This is a genomic window from Streptomyces sp. NPDC007808 (assembly GCF_042868655.1).
In the GTDB taxonomy this organism is placed as follows: domain Bacteria; phylum Actinomycetota; class Actinomycetes; order Streptomycetales; family Streptomycetaceae; genus Streptomyces.
Genome location: NZ_JBIAEQ010000008.1, coordinates 414,083 through 436,173 on the forward strand (window position 1 = coordinate 414,083; position 22,091 = coordinate 436,173).

Sequence of the window (22,091 nt, forward strand, 5' to 3'; positions counted from 1 at the left end):
GGAACCGGCCGCCCGGCAGCGGCGGAGTGCCGGCCCGCTTCCCCGCCGCCGCTCTTCATGCGCCGTCTGCGCGGGCATCGCCCACGGACCCGGCGCCCGACGGCCCCCCGTGTGAGGGGGCCGTCGCGGCCGACGCCGGACGTTCCTCAGTTCACTTCTGCAGGACCGCCGTCATGACGTCCCGCGCGATGGGTCCGGCCAGGCTGCCACCGGAGATGTCCTCACGCGAGATGTCCATGTCGGTGGGGTCGATGAAGACGGCCACCGCGACGGACTGGCCGTCGGGCTTCACGCCGTACGAGACGAACCAGCCGAAGGGGACCTGGTCGCGCACGTTCACACCGCGCTGGGCCGTGCCGGTCTTGCCCCCCACCGTGATGCCGTCGATGAGGGCCTTGCGGGCACTGCCCTCCTTGGCGGTGTGCTCCATCATCTCCCGGACCTTCTCGGCCGTGGACTCGGAGACCGCCTCGCTCATGACCTGGGGCTCGTGCTTCTCCAGCGAGGTCAGGTCGGGGGAGCGCAACTCGTCGACGATGTAGGGCTGCATCACCTTGCCGTCGTTGACGATCGCGGCGGTCACCATGGCCATCTGCATCGGGGTGCTGGTGAGGCTGCCCTGGCCCATGCCGGTCAGCGCGGTGCCGGGCTTGTCCAGCACCTCCGGGTAGAGGCTCTTGGTGGCCCGCAGGTCACCGAGGTCGGACGAGTAGACGTCCTCGTTGAACCCGAACTTCTCAGCGGTCTCGCGCATCTTGTCCGCGCCCACCTTCACGGCCGCGTCGAGGAAGACGTTGTTGCAGGAGTACTGCATGGCGGTCTTCATGGACGCCTTGTCGCAGACGCCGTCACCGGCCTGGCTGCCGATCCTGTTGGTCGACTGCGGCAGTTTGTACGGCGAGGCGGCGTCCGAGGCGGCGTCGATGTCCGTGACCACGCCGTGCTCCAGCGCCGCGGCGGCGGTGAGGATCTTGAAGGTCGAGCCGGGCGGGAAGGTCTCCCGCAGCGCGCGGTTGGCCAGCGGCTTCGCCTTGTCGGCGCCGAGTGCGCGGAACCTCTCGCTCTCCTTGAGGGAGTTGCCGGCGAACGTCGAGGGGTCGTAGGACGGAGTCGAGACGAGGGCGAGCACCTTGCCCGTCGCCGGGTCCAGTGCCACGACCGAGCCGCGGGCACCCAGTTCCACGAGGCCCTTGTATCCGGCTTCCTGAGCCCGGGGGTCGATCGTCGTGATCACGTCCCCACCGCGCCGCTCCTTGCCGGTGACGACGTCCGTGAAGCGTTCGAACGCCAACCGGTCGTCCTGGCCGCTGAGCACGCTGTCGTACGTGCCCTCCAGGAAGGTCATCCCCATGGACTGGGAGGCGTATCCGGTGACCGGCGCGTACATGGGGCCGTTCTTGTACTTGCGTACGAACTTCAGGTCCGACCCCTCGGACTCCACCGAGTCCGTGATGGCCTTCGCACCCACGATGATGTCGCCACGCTCCGCGGCGTACCGGTCGATCAGCACGCGGCGGTTCTCGTCGTCGGTGGCGAGTTCGTCCGCCTGCACGTACTGGAGCCAGTTGGCCCGGATCAGCAGCGCGAGCATCAGCAGCCCACAGAAGATGGCTATGCGTCTCAACGGCTTGTTCACGCGGGAGCACCTCCAGCGTCGGGCCCGCGGCCCGTCTGCCGGGCGGCGTTCGCGACCGGCTGAAGCCCTCTGGGCGGCGTCGACCGGGCGAAGGTCGGAGTGGGAATTACCATGGCAGCACCATAGTTGAGCGCATTGACGCAATCCTCGTCGACGGATCAGAACCAGCAAACCGAAGCCGCCGTGGCGGTGGGCGGAACACCTCGAAGGCGACCGGGCGTCGATGCCCCGGGTCCCCGACGTGCCCGACCTCTGCTCCGCACACGGCACGGGGGAAGACGAGGAGCGGTCGCCGACGGTTGCCGTGACTGCCGTACGACGAGGAGCACGAGCCGAAGCTCTCGCTGATGCGCGAGGCGCCGAAGCGGGGGGGGGGGGCTGGACCTCACGGCGGTCGTCGTCGCCACCGACATGGCCGCCGACGCGCGGACCCGCCTGCCTCCGGTGACCGCCGCTCGCGTCGTCGACGGATTGCGGGCCGCCGCGGACCGCTCGCCCGCCGCCTCGAAGACTCGGAACCGAGCCTCCGCGCCGTGGAGTCGACCGAGCCGTGGCCGCGGGGCGGGGCGACCGTCGTCAGCGCCGGCGCACTGAGCCGGGCAGCCGCAACCGCCGTACGACCGACCGCACATCCGCACTGCGCAGGGGTGAACCGTCGACGAGAGCCGGCGCGGGTACGGGTTGCGCGGGCGGGGCGGTGGCCGCCCACAGGGCGAGCTCCGCGTCGCGCGGGCCGTGCGCCGTATGCGTGTCACCGTCGCCGAAGACCCGCACCGGATGCGCGTCGTCCCACGCCGGCCACCCGGGGTCGCCCTCCGCCACGAACCGCACCCACGCCCCGTGCATCTCGTCCGCCAGTTCCTGCGGGGCGTCCTCACCGGCCAGCTTGCGGGACTCGGGAGCCGTACCGCTGTCGAAGACGAAGCCGAGTTCCAGCGCGTGGCAGGAGCCTAGGCCGGGGAGACCGGAGGGCCAGGCGAACTCGTACAGGTACGACGACCCGGGGCGGGCGTCGGCCAAGCGGTGCAGGGGACGGCGCAGCAGGTGGTCGGTGACCATCTGGCCGACGATCTCGGCGGTGCCGGCGTCGGGGTGCAGGGCGCGGTAGCCGCGGGGCACGTCGGCGCCCGCGCGGCAGCGGGCCATCGCGCCGGCGAGGGCGACGGCGCCGAGCCGGTCGACGCGCTCCTTGAGGCCGCCGGGCACCAGCCACAGCCGGTACTCGTCTCGGGTCCAGCCCATCAGCAGGTCGACGTCCCGGGCCGCGCCGCCCTCCGTGAGCGCTTCCAGGGGGTCGCGGGGGACGAGGTCGCCGTCGACGACGATGCCGAAGGCGGGTCCACCCAGCACGGGGCTGCTGAGCCTGCCCACTTCGGCCTGGGTGCGCAGCAGCAGGTCACGGTCGACCTCGGCGAAGGCGGCGGCGGTGGCCGGCGTCCGCAGCCGGGCGGCCATCCGGCGCACCATCCGCCGTACCTTGTCCCGCTCGGCCGCCTCGGGCGGCCCGCTCTGCAGGACGGCCCGCCGCACCAGGCCCTGGGCCTGCGGGGCGGCGAGCAGGGCGCCGACGCTGATGGCCCCGGCGGACTGCCCGGCGAGGGTGACGCGGCCCGGGTCGCCGCCGAAGGCCGCGACGGCTTCGTGGACCCAGTGCAGGGCGGCGAGCTGGTCGCGCAGCCCGGGGTTGGCGGGGGCGTCCGGGAACAGTCCGTAGCCCTCCACGCCCAGTCGGTAGTTGATCGAGACACAGACGACGCCGTCGCGGGCGAAGGTCTGCCCGTCGTACACGGGTATGCCCGATGATCCCCTGGTCAGGGCGCCGCCGTGCAACCACACCAGGACCGGGAGCCGGGCGCCGGGGCCCGGTTCGGGTGTCCAGACGTTGAGGTTGAGGCAGTCGTCGCCGGGCACGACGGGGTCGGACAGGTACTGCGCGAAGGCATCGGAGTACGGCGGTTTCGGCGCGGTCGGCCCGAAGGACCCGGCGTCGCGCACACCGTCCCACGGCTGGGGCGGCACGGGCGGCCGGAACCGACGGGGGCCGAAGGGGGGCGCCGCGTAGGGGATGCCCCGGAACACCGCGACGCCGTTCTCGTACCGGCCCCGTACGGCCCCGTACGGCGTGTTCACCACGGGGTCTGTCCGGACTGCTGCCATACGTCCACCAGCCTCCTCACCGCGCTCGTGCACCGTGAAGATCAGAGCACTTCATTGTGGCCCGATATTCCGGCGCACGGGCTGATGTGAGGGGCCGTTCGGCGTACCCGGCTCCTTCGCGGCCGGGCGGGCGTGGGTACGCACGTCGGTCCGGCGCCGGACTTCACCCGGCTCGCCGACGACCGCGGTCCCAAGCCGCGGGTGACCGGGCGACGGCCGGGATCGTGCCGTGGATCCCGTCGACTCCGCCTGCACGGCGGGTTCACGGGAGTCCGCCTCACCTGCTGGTGGCCGGGCGCCTGTTCGACGTTTCGAGAACCTTGGGCTGCGTCGGCGGCCCGTGCCGTCCCGCGAACTCGGCCCCTTCCGGAGCCATCCCGGCGAACCTAGGATAGGAAGCGCTTACTGTTTGCGCGCCGGTCGAAACTTTTCATGGCCCTCGGGCGGGCCGGAGAGGTGGTTCCCGATGGTCCGTACGGGCAGTGCGAGCGGGGCGGCCGGGCCGACCCTGGCGGTCGTCGCCCGCGAGGCCGGGGTGTCCGTGCCGACCGCGTCCAAGGTGGTCAACGGCCGCGAGGACGTGGCGCCCGAGACCCGTCGCCGGGTCACCGAGGCGCTGGACCGGCTCGGTTACGTCCGCAGACCCCGCTTCGACGTGGCGAAGGCCCCCGGGCTGGTCGACCTCGTCGTGCACTCACTGGACAGCTCCTGGTCGGGGGCGGTGCTGCACGGAGTGGAGGAGGCGGCGCACGACGCGGGACTGGAGGTGGTGGTCTCCGCGGGTCTGACCCGTACCAGGGGCGGGCGTCCCGAACGCGGCTGGCTGGACAAGCTGATCGCCCGGGGCTCGTCCGGCGTGCTGTTCAACCTGGCCGAGCTGACGGCCTCTCAGTACGCGTGGCTGGAGCAGCACCGCATCCCGTTCGTGATGATCGACCCGGTGCTGGAGCCCCCGCCCGGGGTGGTGTCGGTGGGCGCGGCGAACTGGCACGGCGGGGTGACGGCGACGGAGCACCTGCTCTCGCTCGGCCACGAGCGCATCGCGGTCGTGGCCGGGCACCAGCGCAAGATGTGCAGCGTCGCCCGCGTGGCCGGCTACCGCTCGGCGCTCGCCTCGGCCGGGATACGGCACCGTCCCGAGTACGTCCGGCACGCGGGCTTCGACGAGGACGTCGCCCACCGCCGGATGCTGGAACTGCTCGATCTGCCCGAGCCGCCGACGGCCGTCTTCGTGTGCTCGGACGGGATGGCCCTCGGGGTCTACGAGGCGCTGGCGGAACGGCGTATGCGCGTGCCGGACGACATGAGCGTCGTCGGCTTCGACGACCTGCCCGAGGCCCGCTGGATCACCCCGGCGCTCACCACGGTCCGCCAGCCGCTGTCGGAGATGGCGGCGACGGCGCTGCGGCTGCTGGTGCGGATGATGGACGGGGAGCGGCCGGAGAGTACGCGGACGGAGTTGTCGACGCGGCTGGTGGAGCGGTCCAGCACGGCCGTCCCGCACGACGGCTCCGGTTGAGGTGCCGTCGGCGATGCCGGCCGCCCGGATCGCGGTGTCGGGGAGCGACTGTCTCCGGGTATGTCGACGACGAGCGTGATCGACGCGTGGTGTCCGCTCTCGGTGTCCGGCAGGCGGTTGGTCGGCGAAGACCGGTGCGGCACCGAGTTCGCGCGGAGGGCGTGGACCGTGCCACGTCCGGTTCGGGGGCGTCGATGTCGAGGGGGACGGGCAGGGCCTCCTGGGCTGGTTCGACGGCTCCTGTCGCACGGTGGGTCCGGGCTCCTACGGACCCGCCGTCCCTGCCTCGTCGTAGCGGTGCCCAGGGCGCGGTCGAGTTCCAGGCCGTGCTGACAGCCGTCGTCGACGACGGACCGTCGCAACCGGCGGCCGTCCCGCGCGGCCGCCGTCGCGCCCTGCGGCGCACGGGTGTTCCGTGCGGGGCCCGGCCTGCGTAGCCTCGGCTGCGATGAACGCCATCCCCGCGCTCCTGGACCATCTCGTCCTCGCGACCCCCGATCTGGCCGCCACCGTCGCCGACTTCGCCCGGCGCACCGGCGTGACGCCCGCCCCGGGCGGTGTGCATGTCGGGCTCGGCACACGCAACCACCTGGTGTCGCTGGGCGGCAGCAGCTATCTGGAGATCATCGGCCCCGATCCCGAGCAGTGCCCGCCCGGATCGCCCCGCCCGTTCGCCGTCGACGGGCTCACCGCGGCGCGCACGGTCACCTGGGCGATCAGCCCGCCCGACCTGGACGCGGCGATCGCGCACGCGCGGGCGCACGGCTACGACCCCGGGCCGGCCCAGGCGATGAGCCGCCGCCGGCCCGACGGCACGCTGCTGGAATGGCGCCTCACCGACGGCGACGACGCCCACCCCTCCGGCCTCGTCCCCTTCCTCATCGACTGGGGCAGCTCGGTGCACCCCACCGCCACGGGCCTGCCCACCACTCCCCTGCTCTCCCTGTCGGCCCGCGCCCCCGACCCGGACGAGGTCCGGCCCCTGCTGGCGGCACTGGGCACGGACCTCGGCCTCACGACGGGCCCGGTGGGCTTTTCCTACACGCTGGACACACCGCTGGGGCCGGTGACCTTCCACTGACGTCTGTCCGAAACCTTCAAGACCGGCCGGTTCCCCGGTGCCTACGGTGGCGGCATGACTCCACGATTCGACGCCATCGGCCTCGTCGTCTCCGACATGGCCGCCTCCGTCGCCTTCTACCGCCGCCTCGGCTTCGCCTTCCCCGAGGGCTCCGAGGGCGAGCCGCACGCCGAGGCCGCGCTGCCGGGCGGGCTGCGGCTGATGCTCGACACCGAGGAGACCGTGCGGTCCTTCCTCCCCCGGTGGCAGCCCCCGACGGGCGACGGCCGGCACTCGCTGGCGTTGCGGTGCGAGAGCCCGGCGGAGGTCGACGAAGTGTACGAGGCGCTGGTGGCCTCCGGCTGCCACGGCGAACTCAAGCCGTGGGACGCCTTCTGGGGCCAGCGGTACGCCAGTGTGCGGGACCCGGACGGCAACGGCGTCGACCTGTTCGCGCCGCTAGCCACCCCGCCGGCCGAGTAGCTCACCCAGCGGCACACCCGCCAACTCCTTGACGTCCCGCGCCAGGTGGGCCTGGTCGGCGAACCCGGCACGGGCGGCCGCGTCCGCGTACGGCACACCCCGGCGGGCGAGGTCGAGAGCCCGCTGCATCCGCAGGATCCGCGCCAGCGTCTTGGGGCCGTACCCGAAGGCGCCGAGGCATCGACGGTGCAACTGCCGTGCCCCGAGGCGGAGTTCGTCGGCCGTGGCGGCGACGGGGCGGCCCGAGTCGAGAGCGGCGACGACCCGCCGCAGCAGCGGGTCGGGCGGTTCGGCGTCGGCGGCGCGCTCCAATGCCACGTCTTCGAGCGCGGTGACCGGGTCGACCGCGGCCGCGACACGGTCACGCAGGCGCCGTACCTCCGAGGCCGGCCAGAGCTCGGCGAGATCCACGCGTCGGTCGCGCAGTTCATGCGCCGGAAGACCCAGGAAGGCCGGCGCGGTACCGGGGTAGAAGCGGATGCCGGTCCAGGTGCCGCCGTCGCCCGGCGTGACGTATGCGCGCGTGTCGGGCCCGGCGACGAGCAGCCGCCCGTCCTTCCAGAGCAGGTCCATGCACCCGTCGGGCAGCACACGCCCCGCGCCGGGACCCTCAGGGGTGTTCGTCCACAGGACGGCACCCGGCAGCCGGGACGCCCGCTCCTCGTACACAGGGGCCAGGCTACCGCGACGCCCTCAGGGGGCCTGCCCCGCCGCCATCCGCCCCCGGTGCTCCTGCGGGCTGACCCCGTACACCCGCTTGAACGCGCTGGACAGCGCGAACGCGCTCCCGTAACCCACCCTCCGGGCGATGGCTTCCAGGGTGTCGTCGCCGTCCCGCAAGGCGTCCGCAGCCAGTCCCAGCCGCCACCCCGTCAGATACGTCATCGGCGGCTCCCCCACCAGGTCCGTGAACCGCCGGCCCAGCGCGGCCCGCGACACCCCGGCCTTCGCCGCCAGCGAGCCCACCGTCCAGGGATGCGCGGGGTCGTCGTGCACGAGCCGCAACACACGGCCGACGACCGGGTCCGCCATCGCCCGGTACCAGGCGGGCGCCTCCGCCTGCGGACGGGCGAACCAGGTCCTGAGCGCGGCGATGACCAGCAGATCGAGCAGCCGGTCCAGGACGACCTCCTGGCCGGGCTCGTCGCGGACGATCTCCTCCATGAGGTACGGCGTGAGCGGGCAGTCCCAGGCCTCGGCAGGAAGGGACAGCAGCGGCGGCAGCGCGTTCAGCAGCCGCCCGCTGATCTCGCCCTGCCACAGATACGTGCCGATCAGCATGACGGCCGAGCCGTCCGGCCGGTCGCCCCAGGTGCGTACGCCGAGGTCCATGGAGCCGTTGAGGGGGCGGCCGTCGGGGTAGCGGCACTCGGCGCCGGGGAGGACGAGGGCCTGGGGTGCGGTGCCGGGGTCGTCGGCGCAGGTGTAGGGGTCAGGGCCGCGGGCGATCGCGATGTCGCCGGGACGCAGCCGGATCCTCCCCCGGCCTTCGGCCGGGGGGACCCCCGTCTCGCTGCGCTCACCCCGGTCCGGGATCACCCAGGCGTCGCCGCGGACCATGACCATGACGGAGAGCGGGGCACGGTCCTCGACGCGGACGGCCCAGGGCGGCTCGAAGCACGCACGGATCATGAAGGCGCCACGCGCGCGTGGGCCCTCCAGCAGAGCTGCGAGAGCGTCCATGGCGTCAGCGTAGACGTCCGCTTATGGGAATGAGCCGTTCAGCGATGGGGCGTCCCGGCGCCGGGCCGTTGACTGGACCCATGACGCAGAACACGGCGGAAACGACGCGGAAGCAAGCGATGACGGTGGTGGTGACCGGTGCCTCGGGTCGTACGGGCAGCCGGGTGGTGGAAGCGGTCCGAGCGGCGGGGCTGACGGTGCGGCCGGCGTCGCGGGCGCGGGGCTTCGCCTGGGAGGACCCGGCGACCTGGTCCAGGGCGCTGCGGGACGCGGACGCCGCGTACCTGGTGTACCCGTCCGACATCGGCTCCCCGGCGGCGGCCGAGGGTGTCGGGGCGCTGGCCCGGGAGGCGGTCGGGCTCGGTGTACGGCGGCTGGTGCTGCTGTCGGCGCGCGGCGAGGACCAGGCGCTGCCGGCCGAGGAGGCGCTGGCGTCGTCCGGCGCGGACTGGACGATCGTGCGGGCCGCGTGGTTCGCGCAGAACTTCGGCGAGGGGCCGCTGGTGGCGGGGATGCGCCGGGGGGAGCTGGTCTTTCCGGCGGCTGAGGTGCGGGAGCCCTTCGTCGACGTACGGGACATCGCGGACGTGGTGGCGGCCGTCCTGACGTCCGGTGACCGGTACGCCGGGCGGATCGTGGAACTGACCGGGCCGCGGCTGCTGACGTGGCGGGAGGCGGTGGCGGAGATCTCCGCGGCGGCCGGAAGGACGCTCACGTACACGCCGGTCCCGACCCGGGCCTACGGCGAGGCGCTGACCGGCTTCGGGGTGCCGTCCGAGGAGGCCGAGCTCCTGATCGAGGTCTTCGAGACCCTCATGGACGGCCGCAACGCCCACGTCACGCACGACGTCCGCGAGGTGCTGGGCCGGGAGCCGCGCGACTTCGCGGACTTCGCCCGGGAGGCCGCGGCGGCCGGTACGTGGCGGGCGTGAGCCGGCGTGCACGCACCGCCTAGGAGTCCTCCGGCCTGTGCGGCGGGTGGTGGTGGTGCGGGTTCTTCACATGGGTGCGCAGCCGGGACGTCACGTCCTCCGGTGGCAGGAAGCGGGACCACCGCTCGGGGAACTCCGACGGCATGTCCGGGTCGTCGGGGTCCGACTCGCGGTGGGCGGCGGCGCGGGCCACGTACTCGGCGACCTGCGCCTCACGCATCCGCTCGTTCGCGGCGCGGGCCGCGGCCGTCGCGGCGGCCGGCCAGACGCGGTCGATCGCGGCGTTGACCGCGGCCCCGACGAGCACGGCGAACGCGGACACGCCGATCCACAGCAGGACGGCGACGGCGGCGGCGAGGGAGCCGTAGATCGTCGCTCCCTCGATGGTGTTGGTCAGGTAGATGCGCAGCAGGAAGCTGCCCAGCACCCACATGCCGAGGGCGACGAGCGCGCCGGGCACGTCCTCGATCCAGGGAGAGCGCACCGGCACGGACACGTGGTACAGCGTCGTCAGGAACGCGATGGACAGCACGATCACGACCGGCCAGTACAGGACCTGGACCACGGTCTCCGACCAGGGCACGATCCGCACCACCGCGTCCGGTCCCGCCACCATCAGCGGCAGCGCCACCGAGCCGATCAGCAGCGCCGCGATGAAGAGCAGGAACGCCACCAGGCGCGTCTTGACGATGCCGCGGACGCCGTCGAGGCCGTACATCACGGTGATCGTGTCTATGAAGACGTTCACCGCGCGCGACCCCGACCACAGCGCGAACAGGAAGCCGACGGAGATCACGTCGGGGCGGCCGCCGTTCATCACGTCGTCCAGGATCGGCTGGGCGATCTGACGCACCCCCTTGTCGGACAGGACGGTGCGCGAGGCTTCGAGGAGGTTGGTCTCCAGGCTGTTGATGGTGTCGGTACCGGTCCAGTCGTCGACGTAGCCGAGGAGGCCGATGAGGCTGAGCAGCAGCGGCGGCACGGACAGCAGCGTGAAGAAGGCGGCCTCGGCCGCGAGGCCCAGGATGCGGTACTCGATGCAGGAGTTGACGGTGTCCTTGAGCAGCAGCCAGGCGGTCCTGCGCTTGGAGACGTTCCGGTAGAGGACACGTGCCCTGTGGAGACGGCCGGAGTGCCGTTGGGGGGATTCACTTGCTGGCTGCACGACCTAACGGTATCCGTCGCGCGGGGGCGCAACCGCCGCGGCGCCGGTCACGCGCCCGCACCACCTGCCGGACCGCCCGCGCCACGGCCGCCAGGAAGGAGAGCACCACCCCGTACCGGGGTAGGTTCACAGCCATGGCAGGCAGCACGCACACCGTGACCAACCAGCCCCCGCCCCTGGTCCAGTACGACGTCTACAGCTCCGACCGGGCCCTGACGGAGGCCGTCGAACGCCATCTCGCCCCCGAGCTGCTGGACGAGGTCCGCTCGGAGCTGGCGGCGCTCGGCCGGTCCTGCGGCTCGGCGCAGCTCCAGGAGTGGGGGGCGCTGGCCAACGCGCACCCGCCGCGGCTGCGCACCCACGACCGTTACGGCCGCCGGGTCGACGAGGTCGAGTTCCACCCGTCCTGGCACCGGCTGCTCGGCAAGGGCGTCGCGGCGGGGATGACCGCGGCCTGGGCGCGGCCGGGCGGGCATGTGCGGCGGGCGGCCGCGTTCTTGATGTGGACGCAGGTGGAGGCCGGCAACGGCTGCCCGCTGTCCATGACCCACGCGGCGGTCCCCGCCCTGCGCACGGACCCCGCGCTGGCCGCCGAGTGGGAGCCGCGGCTGACGTCCATGATCTACGACAGCGACCTGCGGCCGGCCGGGCGGAAGGCCGGGGCGCTGTTCGGGATGGGCATGACGGAGAAGCAGGGCGGCAGTGACGTCCGCGCCAACACGACGGCCGCCACGCCGCTCGCCGAGGCCGGGACGTACACGCTGACCGGGCACAAGTGGTTCTGCTCGGCGCCGATGTCGGACGGCTTCCTGGTGCTGGCGCAGGCCCCGGAAGGCCTCACCTGCTTCCTGGTGCCGCGCGTCCTGGAGGACGGCAGCCGCAACGTGTTCCTCATCCAGCGGCTCAAGGACAAGCTGGGCAACCGTTCGAACGCGTCCGCCGAGGTCGAGTTCGACGGGACGTGGGCCCGCCGGGTCGGCGAGGAGGGCCGCGGGGTGCGCACGATCATCGAGATGGTCGCGGCGACCCGTCTGGACTGTGTGCTGGGTTCCGCGGGCCTGATGCGGCAGGCCGTCGTGCAGGCGGTCCACCACTGCACCTACCGCGAGGCGTTCGGCGGGCGGCTCGTCGACAAGCCGCTCATGCGCAACGTCCTGGCGGACCTGGCCGTCGAGTCCGAGGCGGCGACCACCCTCGCGCTGCGGCTGGCGGCGGCCTACGACGACGGCGGTGATCAGGAGCGGGCGTTGCTGCGGATCGCGGTACCGGCCGCGAAGTACTGGGTGACCAAACGGTGCGCGCCGCTGACGATCGAGGCGTCGGAGTGCCTGGGCGGCAACGGATACGTGGAGGAGTCCGGTATGCCCCGCCTGGTCCGGGAGTCACCGCTGAACTCCATCTGGGAGGGCGCAGGCAACGTCCAGGCCCTGGACGTGCTGCGGGCCCTGCAACGGGAGCCCGCCGCCTTCGACGCCTATCTCCAGGAGGTCGGCCGGGCGCGCGGCGCCGACCACCGCCTGGACGCCGCGATCAAGGCGCTCCTGACCGAACTCGCCGACCTGGAGGGCGTCGAGGCACGAGCCCGCCGCCTCACCGAACGCCTCGCCCTGGTCCTCCAGGGCTCCCTGCTGGTCCGCCACGCCCCACCCGAGGTCGCCGACGCCTTCTGCGCGACCCGACTGGGCGGCGACGGAGGGGCGGCCTTCGGCACCCTGCCCCACACCCTCGCCCTGACGCCGATCGTGGATCGAGCCGCGGTTCGCCTGCCCGCCTAGGGTCTGTCGTTTGGATCAGGTCGGCTGGGAGGAACTGCGCCTCTCGGCCCACCCGAGCGGGGTCTGGTGCGTGCAGCTGCAAGGCGGAGGAGGGCGCCGATGCGGAGCATCGGCAACCGACGACAACGCGGCAGATGCGCGTGCCGGACCCCGCGACGCCGGCATGATCCAAACGACAGACCCTAGGTCGGCAGGGGCCGGCCGCCGGGGTGGGGGTGGTGCTGCGCCGACACGGCACCACCCCCGCTCATGGCCCGTTCGAGGCCGCGAACGCCGCTCGGGACGGCGTTGCTCAAGTTTCAATCAGGTCAGGGCGGTCCACCAGGGTTGCAAGGGGTTGCAACTCGTGGGTTTCTGTGTGCGGACTGCGTCCTTCCGCGAGCGGCGAGCGGCACTATGAAATTGCACAGTCGTTTCGCGCAGCCGCGACGAGTCGAACCGGAGGACCCTTGGCGCTCTCGCCGACAGACGTGACGCAGCTGGCCGCCGTGGACGCGGGGCGGGCGGCGCGGGTGCTCAGCGAGGTCCGCGCCGCCACGCTCTCCGGGGGGCGCGGGCCGGTCCCCCCGCGACCGGTGATCGAGCAGTCCTGGGAACGCATGATGCGCAGCGGGCTCGATCCGGACCTCGACGTCCGCTCGGGTCTGCTGTCCCGCGAGGAGGTGCAGCGGCGCCGGGAGACCACCGCGCTGCGGCATGTGCTGCCGGTGCTGCGTGAGGGGCTGTTGTCGGTCGCGGACGTCGCCCACCACATCATGGTCGTCGCCGACCACGAGGCCCGGGTGCTGTGGCGGGAGGGCCACCCCTCCGTGCTGCGCAAGGCCGACGGCCTGGGCTTCGAACTCGGGGCCGACTGGCGGGAGAGCGTCGTCGGCACGAACGGCGTGGGCACTCCGGCGGTGGTGCGCCGCCCCGTGCAGGTGTTCGCCTCCGAGCACTTCCAGCGCTCCCAGACCTCCTGGACCTGCACCGGCGCGCCGATCACGGATCCACGCGACGGCCGGCTGATCGGCGTGGTGGACGTGAGCGGGCCGCTGGAGACCATGCATCCGGCCACGCTGGCCTGGGTCGACTCGGTGGCCAAGCTCGCCGAGGCCCGGCTGCGCGAGCTGCATCTGACCTCGCTGGAGCGGCTGCGGGCGGTGGCCGCGCCGGTGCTCGCCCGGATCACCGGACGGGCACTGGTGGTGGACCGGGACGGCTGGACGGCCGCGGTGACCGGGATGCCGTACCAGAACCGTGTCGCGCTGCCCAAGTCCCTGTCGCCGGGGCGGCGGTGGCTGCCGCCGCTGGGTCTGTGCGCGGTGGAGCCGCTGGCGGGCGGCTGGCTGCTGCGGGCGGCCGACGAGCCGGTACCGATCGGGGCCACGCGCATCACGCTGGATCTGACGCAGCCGCGCCGCTGGTCGGTGACGGTGTCCGGCGGCGCGGGTTCCTGGAGCCATGAACTGAGTCCCCGGCACGCCGAGTTGCTGTATCTCCTGGCCCTGCACCGCTCCGGCCGCAGCGCCGCGGAGCTGGCCGAGGACATGTTCGGTGACGCGGGCCGCACGGTGACGGTGCGGGCCGAGATGTCCCGTGTACGGCGCTATCTCGGGGCCTTCCTGGAGCACCGCCCGTACCGGTTCCGTGAGGACGCCGAGGTCGGGGTGGCGCTCCCGGACGACCCGCGCGATCTGCTGCCGCACTCCACGGCACCGGCGGTGGCGCGGCGGCGCGCCTCGGTTTGAGCGCCCTGAGCGTGCTGAGCGCCGTGAGTGTCCTGAGCGCGCTGAGCGCAGTGAGCGCCCTGAGCGAGAGTGGCATCTTCCGCATATTTGCGGGGTCTTAGTCCGCAAGGGTGCTCCACTGCCGTAGCATCCCCCTACGGGCCACCCCACCTGCTCTTTTGGTCAACACACAGACCTTTGGCGGCAGTTGGCTCGTCTCGGGAGGTTTGATGAAGCACCGCGGCAGACACCGTCGACGCAAGCAGGGGCGCGCGCTTCGCGCGTTCCTGGCCGGAACCGCCCTCGCACTCACCGCAGCGGCCACGATGATCAGCGCCTCACAGGCCACCGTCGGCGACGACCCGGGGGCGTTGGAACCCCTCACCAGGGCGGGCGAGACGCGCCCGCTGGGACTGCGGGAGCAACTGGTTCCGCAGCCGGCACTCGACGAACTCGCCTCCCGGATGGGCAAGCCGGTCGGGGTACGCGCGGTCCTGGAGAGCGCCGACCGCGGCCTGAGTGCCGGATCCGGCTGTACGGCCGAGGACCGCAAGGCGCTGCCGGTCGCGCCGGCCGCCACGCGCGCGTACTGCTGGGACCCCGCCGACACCGGGTCCTGGCGGGCGGGCGCGGTCACCACCTCGGGCGACGCCGACGACGACGGCTGGTGGAACGACCGTCGGGTGATCCTCTCCGGCTGGAGCCAGGGCGGCGCCGGCCGGGGTCTCGCCCGGGTCGCCTTCGTCGACGCGAACGACATGGATCACCTCCGGTACGCCTCGGCCCTCCTCGTCGTGCCGGTGGACGGGGGGCGGGACTACCGCGCCCTGAGCTCCCGGCTGTCCGGCATGGTCTGGTACCAGGACAAGCTGCTGGTCACCGCCGCGGACGGGCTGTACGTGTACGACATGAACCGCGTCCAGCGCACCACGGTCGACAGCGCTTCGGTGGGCCGGGTCGCGGGCGGCTGGTCGGCCCACGGCGAGCGCTTCGTGCTGCCGGCCGTCGGCTCGTACCGTCTGACCGGCACGGGCGGTGCTCCGCGGCTCGGTGCCGTCTCGCTGGACCGCAGCACGGCGCCGGACAGCCTGGTCGCGGGCGAGTGGACCCCGGCGGACAGTGAGCGGCACGCCCGTCTGTGGCGCTACGACTTCAGCAAGGACCCGGCGCGCCCCGGTCTGCTGGCCACCGACGCCACCGGCTTCTCCCCCGTCGTGGAGGCGTACGAGACGGAGGCCTCCGGCATACGGGGCGTGCTGTCGCGCCGGGCCACCGGGGCGGACCGCGCCGACTGGTATCTGGGCCGGGCCCCGGGCACCACGGACCGGCAGGGCAGCCTGTGGCGCCAGGACACCGAGGGCGCCGAGGCGACCCGCTGCGGTTCGGAGGACGCCCCGCGCTGCTGGGGGGCCCGGGTCGGCCCGCTGTCGTACTGGGAGGCGACCGGCGAAGTGTGGTCCCAGTCGGGGCGAATGCTGTTCGCCGTTCCGCTGACGTCGATCGACCGGGCGCTGGGGTAGCCGGGCGGCTGGGCGATGCCTCGCCGAGCCACCCGCGGACGCCGGTCGACAGATCGGCCACTCGGATGATTCGCTGACGGCCATGAGCAGTGTCCCCGTGACCACCTGGTCCCTTGAGCAGACCTCCGCCATCGACGTCCTCCCGGCCGCCGCTCCGGAGGGCGACGTGCGGATCGTCCGGGCCGAGGTGCCCTCGCCCGAGTTCAGTCGGTTCCTGTACGCCTCGGTCGGCGGGGACATCCGGTGGATCGACCGGCTCGGCTGGACGTACGCGCGGTGGCGGGAGTACCTGGAGCGGCCCGGCGTGGAGACATGGGTCGCCTACGAGCGCGGAACCCCGGCGGGCTACGTGGAGCTGGACCCCCAGGACGACGGGGTCGTGGAGATCGCCTACTTCGGCTTGATTCCGGCTTTCCGTGGCCGGCGCATCGGCGGTCACCTGCTGGCGTACGGCGCCGCCCGCGCCTGGGACCTCGCGGACCGCTGGCCGGGGGTCGCGCAGACGAAGCGAGTGTGGCTGCACACCTGCAGCAAGGACGGCGAGCACGCCATGGACAACTACCTGCGCCGGGGCTTCAAGCTGTTCGACACCAAGGTGGAGGAGGAGACCGAGGTGGCCGCGCCCGGTCCGTGGCCGGGTGCCTACCTCGCCTGAGCTGGACGGACAAGGCCCTGAACGGGCCATGTGACCGACACCACTCCTGTCTCACACCTCGGGACAAAGGTGTCCGCATGGCGGACGAAGCTGGACTGTGTCCAGATCGCCGTGACACGCTTCCGTCATGCCTGGAACTGGAATTGCCTTGGTGAGTCGGCGGCACGTCGACCTCGGCCGCATGTCCAGCGCCATCTGTCCGGCGCGCTGAGCAAGCCAGCTGCGCCCGACCTCCCTTTTTTTTCGCCTCATTCCTGCGCAATGAAGCGCACGTATGCCCATGCGCCCGTACGCGCAGGTCAGAGCCGCTTTCCGCCTGTCCCGAAGGACGTAACAACCATGGCCGCCACCCCGCAGAAGCCTGCCGCCGCGACTCCCCGCCGCAAGGTGAGCCGTCACCGCGGCGAGGGTCAGTGGGCCGCGGGGCACTTCACCCCGCTCAACGGCAACGAACAGTTCAAGAAGGACGATGACGGTCTCAATGTGCGGACACGCATTGAGACGATCTACTCCAAGCGCGGCTTCGACTCCATCGACCCCAACGACCTCCGTGGCCGGATGCGCTGGTGGGGGCTCTACACGCAGCGCCGCCCCGGGATCGACGGCGGCAAGACGGCGATCCTGGAGCCGGAGGAGCTGGACGACGAGTACTTCATGCTGCGGGTGCGGATCGACGGCGGTCGGCTGACCACGCGGCAGCTGCGCGTGATCGGCGAGATCTCGCAGGAGTTCGCGCGGGGCACCGCGGACATCACCGACCGGCAGAACGTCCAGTACCACTGGATCCGGATCGAGGACGTGCCCGAGATCTGGGAGCGGCTGGAGGCCGTGGGCCTGTCCACCACCGAGGCGTGCGGGGACACGCCGCGTGTCGTCATCGGCTCGCCGGTCGCCGGCATCGCCGAGGACGAGATCGTCGACGGCACCCCCGCCATCGACGAGATCCACCGGCGGTACATCGGCAGCAAGGAGTTCTCCAACCTGCCGCGCAAGTTCAAGACGGCGATCTCCGGGTCCCCGCTGCTCGACGTGGCGCACGAGATCAACGACGTCGCCTTCGTCGGCGTCCACCACCCCGAGCACGGCCCCGGCTTCGACCTGTGGGTCGGCGGCGGCCTGTCCACCAACCCGAAGATCGGTGTCCGGCTCGGCGCCTGGGTGCCGCTGGACGAGGTCCCGGACGTCTGGGCGGGCGTGATCGGCATCTTCCGCGACTACGGCTACCGGCGTCTGCGCACCCGCGCCCGCCTGAAGTTCCTGGTCGCCGACTGGGGCGCGGAGAAGTTCCGCCAGGTGCTGGAGGACGAGTACCTCAAGCGCAAGCTCGCCGACGGTCCCGCACCCGCCCAGCCCGTGCAGCGCTGGCGCGACCACGTCGGCGTCCACCGGCAGAACGACGGCCGTTACTACGTCGGCTTCGCCCCGCGCGTCGGCCGTGTCGACGGCACGACCCTGACGAAGATCGCCGACCTGGCGGAGGCACACGGCTCCGGCCGGGTCCGTACCACCGTCGAGCAGAAGATGATCATCCTCGATGTGGAGGAGGGCCGGGTCGACTCGCTCGTCGAGTCCCTGGAGGCGCTGGACCTCACCGCCAAGCCCTCCCCCTTCCGGCGCGGCACCATGGCCTGCACCGGCATCGAGTACTGCAAGCTCGCCATCGTCGAGACCAAGGCGCGCGGCTCCTCGCTCATCGACGAGCTGGAGCGCCGCATCCCGGACTTCGACGAGCCGATCACCATCAACCTCAACGGCTGCCCGAACGCCTGCGCCCGTATCCAGGTGGCGGACATCGGTCTCAAGGGCCAGCTGGTCCTGAACGACCAGGGCGAGCAGGTCGAGGGCTACCAGGTGCACCTGGGCGGCGCGCTCGGCCTGGAGGCCGGGTTCGGCCGCAAGGTGCGCGGCCTGAAGGTCACCGCCGACGAACTGCCCGACTACGTCGAGCGCGTCCTGAAGCGGTTCCAGGCCGAGCGCGAGGACGGCGAGCGGTTCGCCACCTGGGCCGCGCGCGCCTCCGAGGAGGCCCTGTCGTGAGCGAGCGGGCCGCCCCCTTCTACTGCCCCTACTGCGGCGACGAGGACCTCCGTCCGAGCGAGGCCCTCGAAGGCAGCCACGGCGCCTGGGAATGCGCTGCCTGCAACCGCGCATTCCAGTTGAAGTTCCTCGGGCTGCTGGCCCGGGGCCTTCAGCCCGACGACGCAGGGGGAGACGCGATATGACGACGACTCGGAAAGAGCGCACGGCCGAGGAGCTCAAGGCGCTCGCCGAGCAGGCGGGCCGTGACCTGGAGGACGCCTCCGCGCTGGAGATCCTCCAGTGGGCGGCCGACACGTTCGGCAAGCGCTTCTGTGTGACCTCCTCGATGGAGGACGCGGTGGTCGCCCACCTCGCCTCGCGCGCCATGCCCGGCGTCGACGTGGTGTTCCTCGACACCGGCTACCACTTCGAGGAGACCATCGGCACCCGCGACGCGGTCGAGGCCGTGATGGACGTCAACGTCATCACGCTCACCCCGCGCCGGACGGTCGCCGAGCAGGACGCCGAGTACGGCCCCAAGCTGCACGACCGCGACCCGGACCTGTGCTGCAGGCTGCGCAAGGTGGAGCCGCTGGAGCGGGGCCTGAAGGACTACGTGGCCTGGGCGACCGGTCTGCGCCGCGACGAGTCCCCGACCCGGGCGAACACCCCGGTCGTCGGCTGGGACGACAAGCGGCAGAAGGTCAAGGTCTCCCCGATCGCCCGCTGGACCCAGGACGACGTGGACGCGTACGTCGCCGAGCACGGCGTCCTCACCAACCCGCTGCTGATGGACGGCTACGCCTCCGTCGGCTGCGCGCCCTGCACCCGCCGGGTCCTTCAGGGCGAGGACGCGCGCGCCGGCCGCTGGGCGGGCCGCGCCAAGACCGAGTGCGGGCTGCACGGATGACGACGACCACCACGACCACTGCGACTCAGGAGAACCAGGTGACGAGCGGAGCCACCGTCTGGCTCACAGGTCTGCCGAGCGCCGGCAAGACCACCATCGCCCACGAGCTGGCCGGCCGGCTCCGCGCCGAGGGCCACCGCGTGGAGGTGCTCGACGGCGACGAGATCCGCGAGTTCATCTCCGCGGGCCTCGGCTTCAGCCGCGAGGACCGGCACACCAACGTGCAGCGCATCGGCTTCCTCGCCGACCTGCTGGCCCGCAACGGCGTCAAGACGCTCGTCCCGGTCATCGCGCCGTACGCCGACAGCCGGGACGCGGTCCGCAAGCGGCACCAGGACAGCGGCACGCCGTACCTGGAGGTGCACGTGGCCACGCCGGTCGAGGTGTGCTCCGTACGGGATGTGAAGGGCCTGTACGCCAAGCAGGCCGCGGGCGAGCTGTCCGGGCTGACCGGGGTCGACGACCCCTACGAGGAGCCCGAGTCGCCCGATCTGCGGATCGAGTCCCAGGACCAGACCGTGCAGGAGTCCGCGGCGTCGGTGTACGCCCTGCTCAGCGAAAGGGGTTTGGCATGACGACCACGGTTGCCACGGTCAAGGGGGGCGAGGACGGTACGGACTCCCCGTACGCCCTCTCGCACCTGGACGCGCTGGAGTCCGAGGCGGTGCACATCTTCCGCGAGGTGGCGGGCGAGTTCGAGCGGCCGGTGATCCTGTTCTCCGGCGGCAAGGACTCCATCGTCATGCTGCACCTGGCGCTGAAGGCGTTCGCCCCCGCGGCGGTCCCCTTCTCGCTGCTGCACGTGGACACCGGGCACAACTTCCCCGAGGTCATCGACTACCGGGACCGCACCGTCGCCAGGCACAACCTGCGGCTGCACGTCGCCTCGGTGCAGGACTACATCGACCGCGGGGTGCTCAAGGAGCGCCCGGACGGCACCCGCAACCCGCTGCAGACCGTGCCGCTCACCGAGAAGATCCAGAGCGAGAAGTTCGACGCCGTCTTCGGCGGCGGCCGGCGCGACGAGGAGAAGGCGCGGGCCAAGGAGCGCGTGTTCTCGCTGCGGGACGAGTTCTCCCAGTGGGACCCGCGCCGGCAGCGGCCCGAGCTGTGGAACCTGTACAACGGCCGGCACGCGCCCGGCGAGCACGTCCGGGTGTTCCCGCTGTCCAACTGGACCGAGCTGGACGTCTGGCAGTACATCGCCCGTGAGGGCATCGAGCTGCCGGAGATCTACTTCGCGCACGAGCGCGAGGTCTTCAAGCGGTCCGGGATGTGGCTGACCGCCGGGGAGTGGGGCGGGCCCAAGGAGGGCGAGACCGTCGAGAAGCGGCTCGTGCGGTACCGGACGGTGGGCGACATGTCCTGCACCGGGGCCGTCGACTCGGACGCGGTGACGCTGGAGCAGGTCATCACCGAGATCGCCGCCTCCCGGCTCACCGAGCGCGGCGCCACCCGCGCCGACGACAAGCTCTCCGAGGCCGCGATGGAAGACCGTAAGCGCGAGGGGTACTTCTAAGCATGAGCACCATCACGACCGAGGAACTCTCGGCCACGACCCTGCTGCGGTTCGCCACCGCGGGCTCCGTCGACGACGGCAAGTCCACCCTCGTCGGCCGGCTGCTGCACGACTCCAAGTCGGTGCTCGCCGACCAGCTGGAGGCCGTGGAGCGCGCCTCGGCCAGCCGCGGCCAGGACGCCCCCGACCTCGCGCTGCTCACCGACGGTCTGCGGGCCGAGCGGGAGCAGGGCATCACGATCGACGTGGCGTACCGTTACTTCGCCACTCCCCGGCGCCGGTTCATCCTCGCCGACACCCCCGGCCATGTGCAGTACACCCGCAACATGGTCACGGGCGCGTCGACGGCCGAGCTGACGGTGATCCTCGTCGACGCCCGCAACGGCGTCGTCGAGCAGACCCGCCGGCACGCCGCCATCGCGGCCCTGCTGCGGGTGCCGCACGTCGTGCTCGCCGTGAACAAGATGGACCTGGTGGACTACCAGGAGTCCGTGTTCGCCGCGATCGCCGAGGAGTTCACCGCGTACGCGCTCGAACTCGGCGTCCCGGAGATCACCGCGATCCCGATCTCGGCGCTGGCCGGCGACAACGTGGTGGACCCGTCCGCGAACATGGACTGGTACGGCGGACCGACCTTCCTGGAGCACCTGGAGACGGTCCCGGTCAGCCACGACCTGAGCCACTGCCACGCGCGTCTCCCCGTGCAGTACGTGATCCGGCCGCAGACCGCCGAGCACCCCGACTACCGGGGTTACGCCGGGCAGATCGCCGCCGGTTCGTTCCGGGTCGGGGAGTCGGTGACCGTGCTCCCGTCGGGCCGTACCTCGAAGATCTCCGGCATCGACCTGCTGGGTGAAGCGGTCGACGTCGCCTGGACCACGCAGTCGGTGACCGTCCTGCTGGAGGACGACATCGACATCTCGCGCGGCGACCTGATCGTGCCGACCAAGGACGCGCCCGCGACCACGCAGGACATCGAGGCCACGGTCTGCCACGTCGCCGACCAGCCGCTGGTGGTCAACCACCGGGTGCTGCTCAAGCACGGCACCCGCACGGTCAAGGCGATCGTCAAGGACATCCCCTCCCGTCTCACGCTCGACGACCTGTCCCTGCACCCGCACCCCGGACAGCTCGTCGCCAACGACATCGGCCGGGTGAAGATCCGCACCGCCGAGCCGCTGCCCGTCGACTCCTACGCCGACTCCCGCCGCACCGGCTCCTTCATCCTGATCGACCCGAACGACGGCACCACGCTCACCGCGGGCATGGTCGGCGAGTCCTTCGCCTCGCCGGAGCCGGTCAAGGACGAGGCCGAGGACGACGGGTGGGACTTCTGAGATGAGGGCCCT

At 72.2% G+C, this 22,091-nt stretch carries 20 protein-coding genes; 15 read left to right on the forward strand and 5 right to left on the reverse strand.

What is annotated here, in order from left to right:
* Nucleotides 1-151: 151 nt before the first annotated feature.
* Nucleotides 152-1,636 (reverse strand): peptidoglycan D,D-transpeptidase FtsI family protein, encoded by a 1,485-nt coding sequence (locus ACFYNL_RS30185; RefSeq protein WP_388808661.1) that lies wholly within the window; start codon nt 1,634-1,636, stop codon nt 152-154.
* 576 nt (nt 1,637-2,212) lie between these two features.
* Nucleotides 2,213-3,793, reverse strand: a complete 1,581-nt coding sequence (locus tag ACFYNL_RS30190) for a carboxylesterase/lipase family protein (RefSeq protein ID WP_388808664.1) — start codon at nt 3,791-3,793, stop codon at nt 2,213-2,215.
* A 466-nt stretch (nt 3,794-4,259) separates the two neighbouring features.
* Here ACFYNL_RS30190 and ACFYNL_RS30195 point away from each other — a divergent pair, with 466 nt between their 5' ends.
* From ACFYNL_RS30195 to ACFYNL_RS30205, 3 genes are all read left to right on the forward strand, one after another.
* Nucleotides 4,260-5,312 (forward strand): LacI family DNA-binding transcriptional regulator, encoded by a 1,053-nt coding sequence (locus tag ACFYNL_RS30195; protein ID WP_388808666.1) that lies wholly within the window; start codon nt 4,260-4,262, stop codon nt 5,310-5,312.
* 448 nt (nt 5,313-5,760) lie between these two features.
* Nucleotides 5,761-6,393: a VOC family protein gene (locus ACFYNL_RS30200; protein WP_388808668.1), complete on the forward strand. Its 633-nt coding sequence runs from the start codon at nt 5,761-5,763 to the stop codon at nt 6,391-6,393.
* A 54-nt stretch (nt 6,394-6,447) separates the two neighbouring features.
* Nucleotides 6,448-6,855: a VOC family protein gene (locus tag ACFYNL_RS30205; protein ID WP_388808671.1), complete on the forward strand. Its 408-nt coding sequence runs from the start codon at nt 6,448-6,450 to the stop codon at nt 6,853-6,855.
* On the opposite strand, the gene ACFYNL_RS30210 is transcribed toward ACFYNL_RS30205, so the two are convergent.
* Together ACFYNL_RS30210 and ACFYNL_RS30215 are read right to left on the reverse strand one after the other, a co-directional pair.
* Nucleotides 6,832-7,524: a helix-turn-helix domain-containing protein gene (locus tag ACFYNL_RS30210; protein ID WP_388808673.1), complete on the reverse strand. Its 693-nt coding sequence runs from the start codon at nt 7,522-7,524 to the stop codon at nt 6,832-6,834. The genes ACFYNL_RS30205 and ACFYNL_RS30210 overlap by 24 nt on opposite strands.
* A gap of 24 nt (nt 7,525-7,548) precedes the next feature.
* Nucleotides 7,549-8,538 (reverse strand): AraC family transcriptional regulator, encoded by a 990-nt coding sequence (locus ACFYNL_RS30215; protein WP_388808675.1) that lies wholly within the window; start codon nt 8,536-8,538, stop codon nt 7,549-7,551.
* An 80-nt stretch (nt 8,539-8,618) separates the two neighbouring features.
* Here ACFYNL_RS30215 and ACFYNL_RS30220 point away from each other — a divergent pair, with 80 nt between their 5' ends.
* On the forward strand, nt 8,619-9,470 hold the full coding sequence (locus tag ACFYNL_RS30220) for an NAD(P)H-binding protein (protein WP_388808677.1): 852 nt from the start codon (nt 8,619-8,621) through the stop codon (nt 9,468-9,470).
* A 19-nt stretch (nt 9,471-9,489) separates the two neighbouring features.
* Here ACFYNL_RS30220 and ACFYNL_RS30225 read toward each other — a convergent pair whose 3' ends face one another.
* Nucleotides 9,490-10,635, reverse strand: a complete 1,146-nt coding sequence (locus tag ACFYNL_RS30225; protein WP_388808679.1) for a YihY/virulence factor BrkB family protein — start codon at nt 10,633-10,635, stop codon at nt 9,490-9,492.
* A 134-nt stretch (nt 10,636-10,769) separates the two neighbouring features.
* Here ACFYNL_RS30225 and ACFYNL_RS30230 point away from each other — a divergent pair, with 134 nt between their 5' ends.
* The 11 genes from ACFYNL_RS30230 to ACFYNL_RS30280 all read left to right on the forward strand — a co-directional run bounded on the left by ACFYNL_RS30230 (nt 10,770) and on the right by ACFYNL_RS30280 (nt 22,079).
* The gene (locus ACFYNL_RS30230) at nt 10,770-12,410 is read left to right on the forward strand and encodes an acyl-CoA dehydrogenase family protein (RefSeq protein WP_388808682.1); all 1,641 of its coding nucleotides are present in this window, start codon (nt 10,770-10,772) and stop codon (nt 12,408-12,410) included.
* Nucleotides 12,411-12,859: 449 nt separating this feature from the next.
* A complete protein-coding gene (locus ACFYNL_RS30235; protein WP_388808685.1) occupies nt 12,860-14,140 on the forward strand; it encodes a GAF domain-containing protein in 1,281 nt (426 codons plus the stop codon).
* Nucleotides 14,141-14,349: 209 nt separating this feature from the next.
* The gene (locus tag ACFYNL_RS30240; protein WP_388808687.1) at nt 14,350-15,639 is read left to right on the forward strand and encodes a hypothetical protein; all 1,290 of its coding nucleotides are present in this window, start codon (nt 14,350-14,352) and stop codon (nt 15,637-15,639) included.
* Nucleotides 15,640-15,721: 82 nt separating this feature from the next.
* Nucleotides 15,722-16,294, forward strand: coding sequence for a GNAT family N-acetyltransferase (locus ACFYNL_RS30245; protein WP_388808689.1), 573 nt, complete (start codon nt 15,722-15,724; stop codon nt 16,292-16,294).
* A 127-nt stretch (nt 16,295-16,421) separates the two neighbouring features.
* Nucleotides 16,422-16,505, forward strand: a complete 84-nt coding sequence (locus ACFYNL_RS30250) for a putative leader peptide (protein ID WP_310887545.1) — start codon at nt 16,422-16,424, stop codon at nt 16,503-16,505.
* Between the two features lie 128 nt (nt 16,506-16,633).
* On the forward strand, nt 16,634-18,331 hold the full coding sequence (locus ACFYNL_RS30255; protein ID WP_388808691.1) for a nitrite/sulfite reductase: 1,698 nt from the start codon (nt 16,634-16,636) through the stop codon (nt 18,329-18,331).
* On the forward strand, nt 18,328-18,516 hold the full coding sequence (locus tag ACFYNL_RS30260; protein ID WP_388808693.1) for a hypothetical protein: 189 nt from the start codon (nt 18,328-18,330) through the stop codon (nt 18,514-18,516). The genes ACFYNL_RS30255 and ACFYNL_RS30260 overlap by 4 nt, the downstream gene beginning before the upstream one ends.
* On the forward strand, nt 18,513-19,223 hold the full coding sequence (locus ACFYNL_RS30265; protein WP_388808695.1) for a phosphoadenylyl-sulfate reductase: 711 nt from the start codon (nt 18,513-18,515) through the stop codon (nt 19,221-19,223). Before ACFYNL_RS30260 ends, ACFYNL_RS30265 begins: the two co-directional genes overlap by 4 nt.
* On the forward strand, nt 19,220-19,798 hold the full coding sequence (gene cysC, locus ACFYNL_RS30270) for an adenylyl-sulfate kinase (protein WP_388808698.1): 579 nt from the start codon (nt 19,220-19,222) through the stop codon (nt 19,796-19,798). Before ACFYNL_RS30265 ends, cysC begins: the two co-directional genes overlap by 4 nt.
* Nucleotides 19,795-20,742 carry a sulfate adenylyltransferase subunit CysD gene (gene cysD / locus ACFYNL_RS30275; RefSeq protein WP_388808701.1) on the forward strand — a complete coding sequence of 316 codons (948 nt, stop codon included), beginning with the start codon at nt 19,795-19,797 and terminating at the stop codon, nt 20,740-20,742. Before cysC ends, cysD begins: the two co-directional genes overlap by 4 nt.
* A 2-nt stretch (nt 20,743-20,744) precedes the next feature.
* Nucleotides 20,745-22,079: a sulfate adenylyltransferase subunit 1 gene (locus ACFYNL_RS30280; RefSeq protein WP_388808704.1), complete on the forward strand. Its 1,335-nt coding sequence runs from the start codon at nt 20,745-20,747 to the stop codon at nt 22,077-22,079.
* The last annotated feature ends 12 nt before the right edge of the window (nt 22,080-22,091 follow it).

What these genes read in the sequence shown, in the direction of transcription:
- ACFYNL_RS30190 (WP_388808664.1), bottom strand. Translation starts at nt 3,793, where the DNA reads ATGGCAGCAGTCCGGACAGACCCCGTGGTGAACACGCCGTACGGGGCC.
- ACFYNL_RS30195 (WP_388808666.1), top strand. Translation starts at nt 4,260, where the DNA reads ATGGTCCGTACGGGCAGTGCGAGCGGGGCGGCCGGGCCGACCCTGGCG.
- ACFYNL_RS30200 (WP_388808668.1), top strand. Translation starts at nt 5,761, where the DNA reads ATGAACGCCATCCCCGCGCTCCTGGACCATCTCGTCCTCGCGACCCCC.
- ACFYNL_RS30205 (WP_388808671.1), top strand. Translation starts at nt 6,448, where the DNA reads ATGACTCCACGATTCGACGCCATCGGCCTCGTCGTCTCCGACATGGCC.
- ACFYNL_RS30215 (WP_388808675.1), bottom strand. Translation starts at nt 8,538, where the DNA reads ATGGACGCTCTCGCAGCTCTGCTGGAGGGCCCACGCGCGCGTGGCGCC.
- ACFYNL_RS30220 (WP_388808677.1), top strand. Translation starts at nt 8,619, where the DNA reads ATGACGCAGAACACGGCGGAAACGACGCGGAAGCAAGCGATGACGGTG.
- ACFYNL_RS30230 (WP_388808682.1), top strand. Translation starts at nt 10,770, where the DNA reads ATGGCAGGCAGCACGCACACCGTGACCAACCAGCCCCCGCCCCTGGTC.
- ACFYNL_RS30240 (WP_388808687.1), top strand. Translation starts at nt 14,350, where the DNA reads ATGAAGCACCGCGGCAGACACCGTCGACGCAAGCAGGGGCGCGCGCTT.
- ACFYNL_RS30245 (WP_388808689.1), top strand. Translation starts at nt 15,722, where the DNA reads ATGAGCAGTGTCCCCGTGACCACCTGGTCCCTTGAGCAGACCTCCGCC.
- ACFYNL_RS30250 (WP_310887545.1), top strand. Translation starts at nt 16,422, where the DNA reads ATGCCTGGAACTGGAATTGCCTTGGTGAGTCGGCGGCACGTCGACCTC.
- ACFYNL_RS30255 (WP_388808691.1), top strand. Translation starts at nt 16,634, where the DNA reads ATGGCCGCCACCCCGCAGAAGCCTGCCGCCGCGACTCCCCGCCGCAAG.
- ACFYNL_RS30265 (WP_388808695.1), top strand. Translation starts at nt 18,513, where the DNA reads ATGACGACGACTCGGAAAGAGCGCACGGCCGAGGAGCTCAAGGCGCTC.
- cysC (WP_388808698.1), top strand. Translation starts at nt 19,220, where the DNA reads ATGACGACGACCACCACGACCACTGCGACTCAGGAGAACCAGGTGACG.
- cysD (WP_388808701.1), top strand. Translation starts at nt 19,795, where the DNA reads ATGACGACCACGGTTGCCACGGTCAAGGGGGGCGAGGACGGTACGGAC.
- ACFYNL_RS30280 (WP_388808704.1), top strand. Translation starts at nt 20,745, where the DNA reads ATGAGCACCATCACGACCGAGGAACTCTCGGCCACGACCCTGCTGCGG.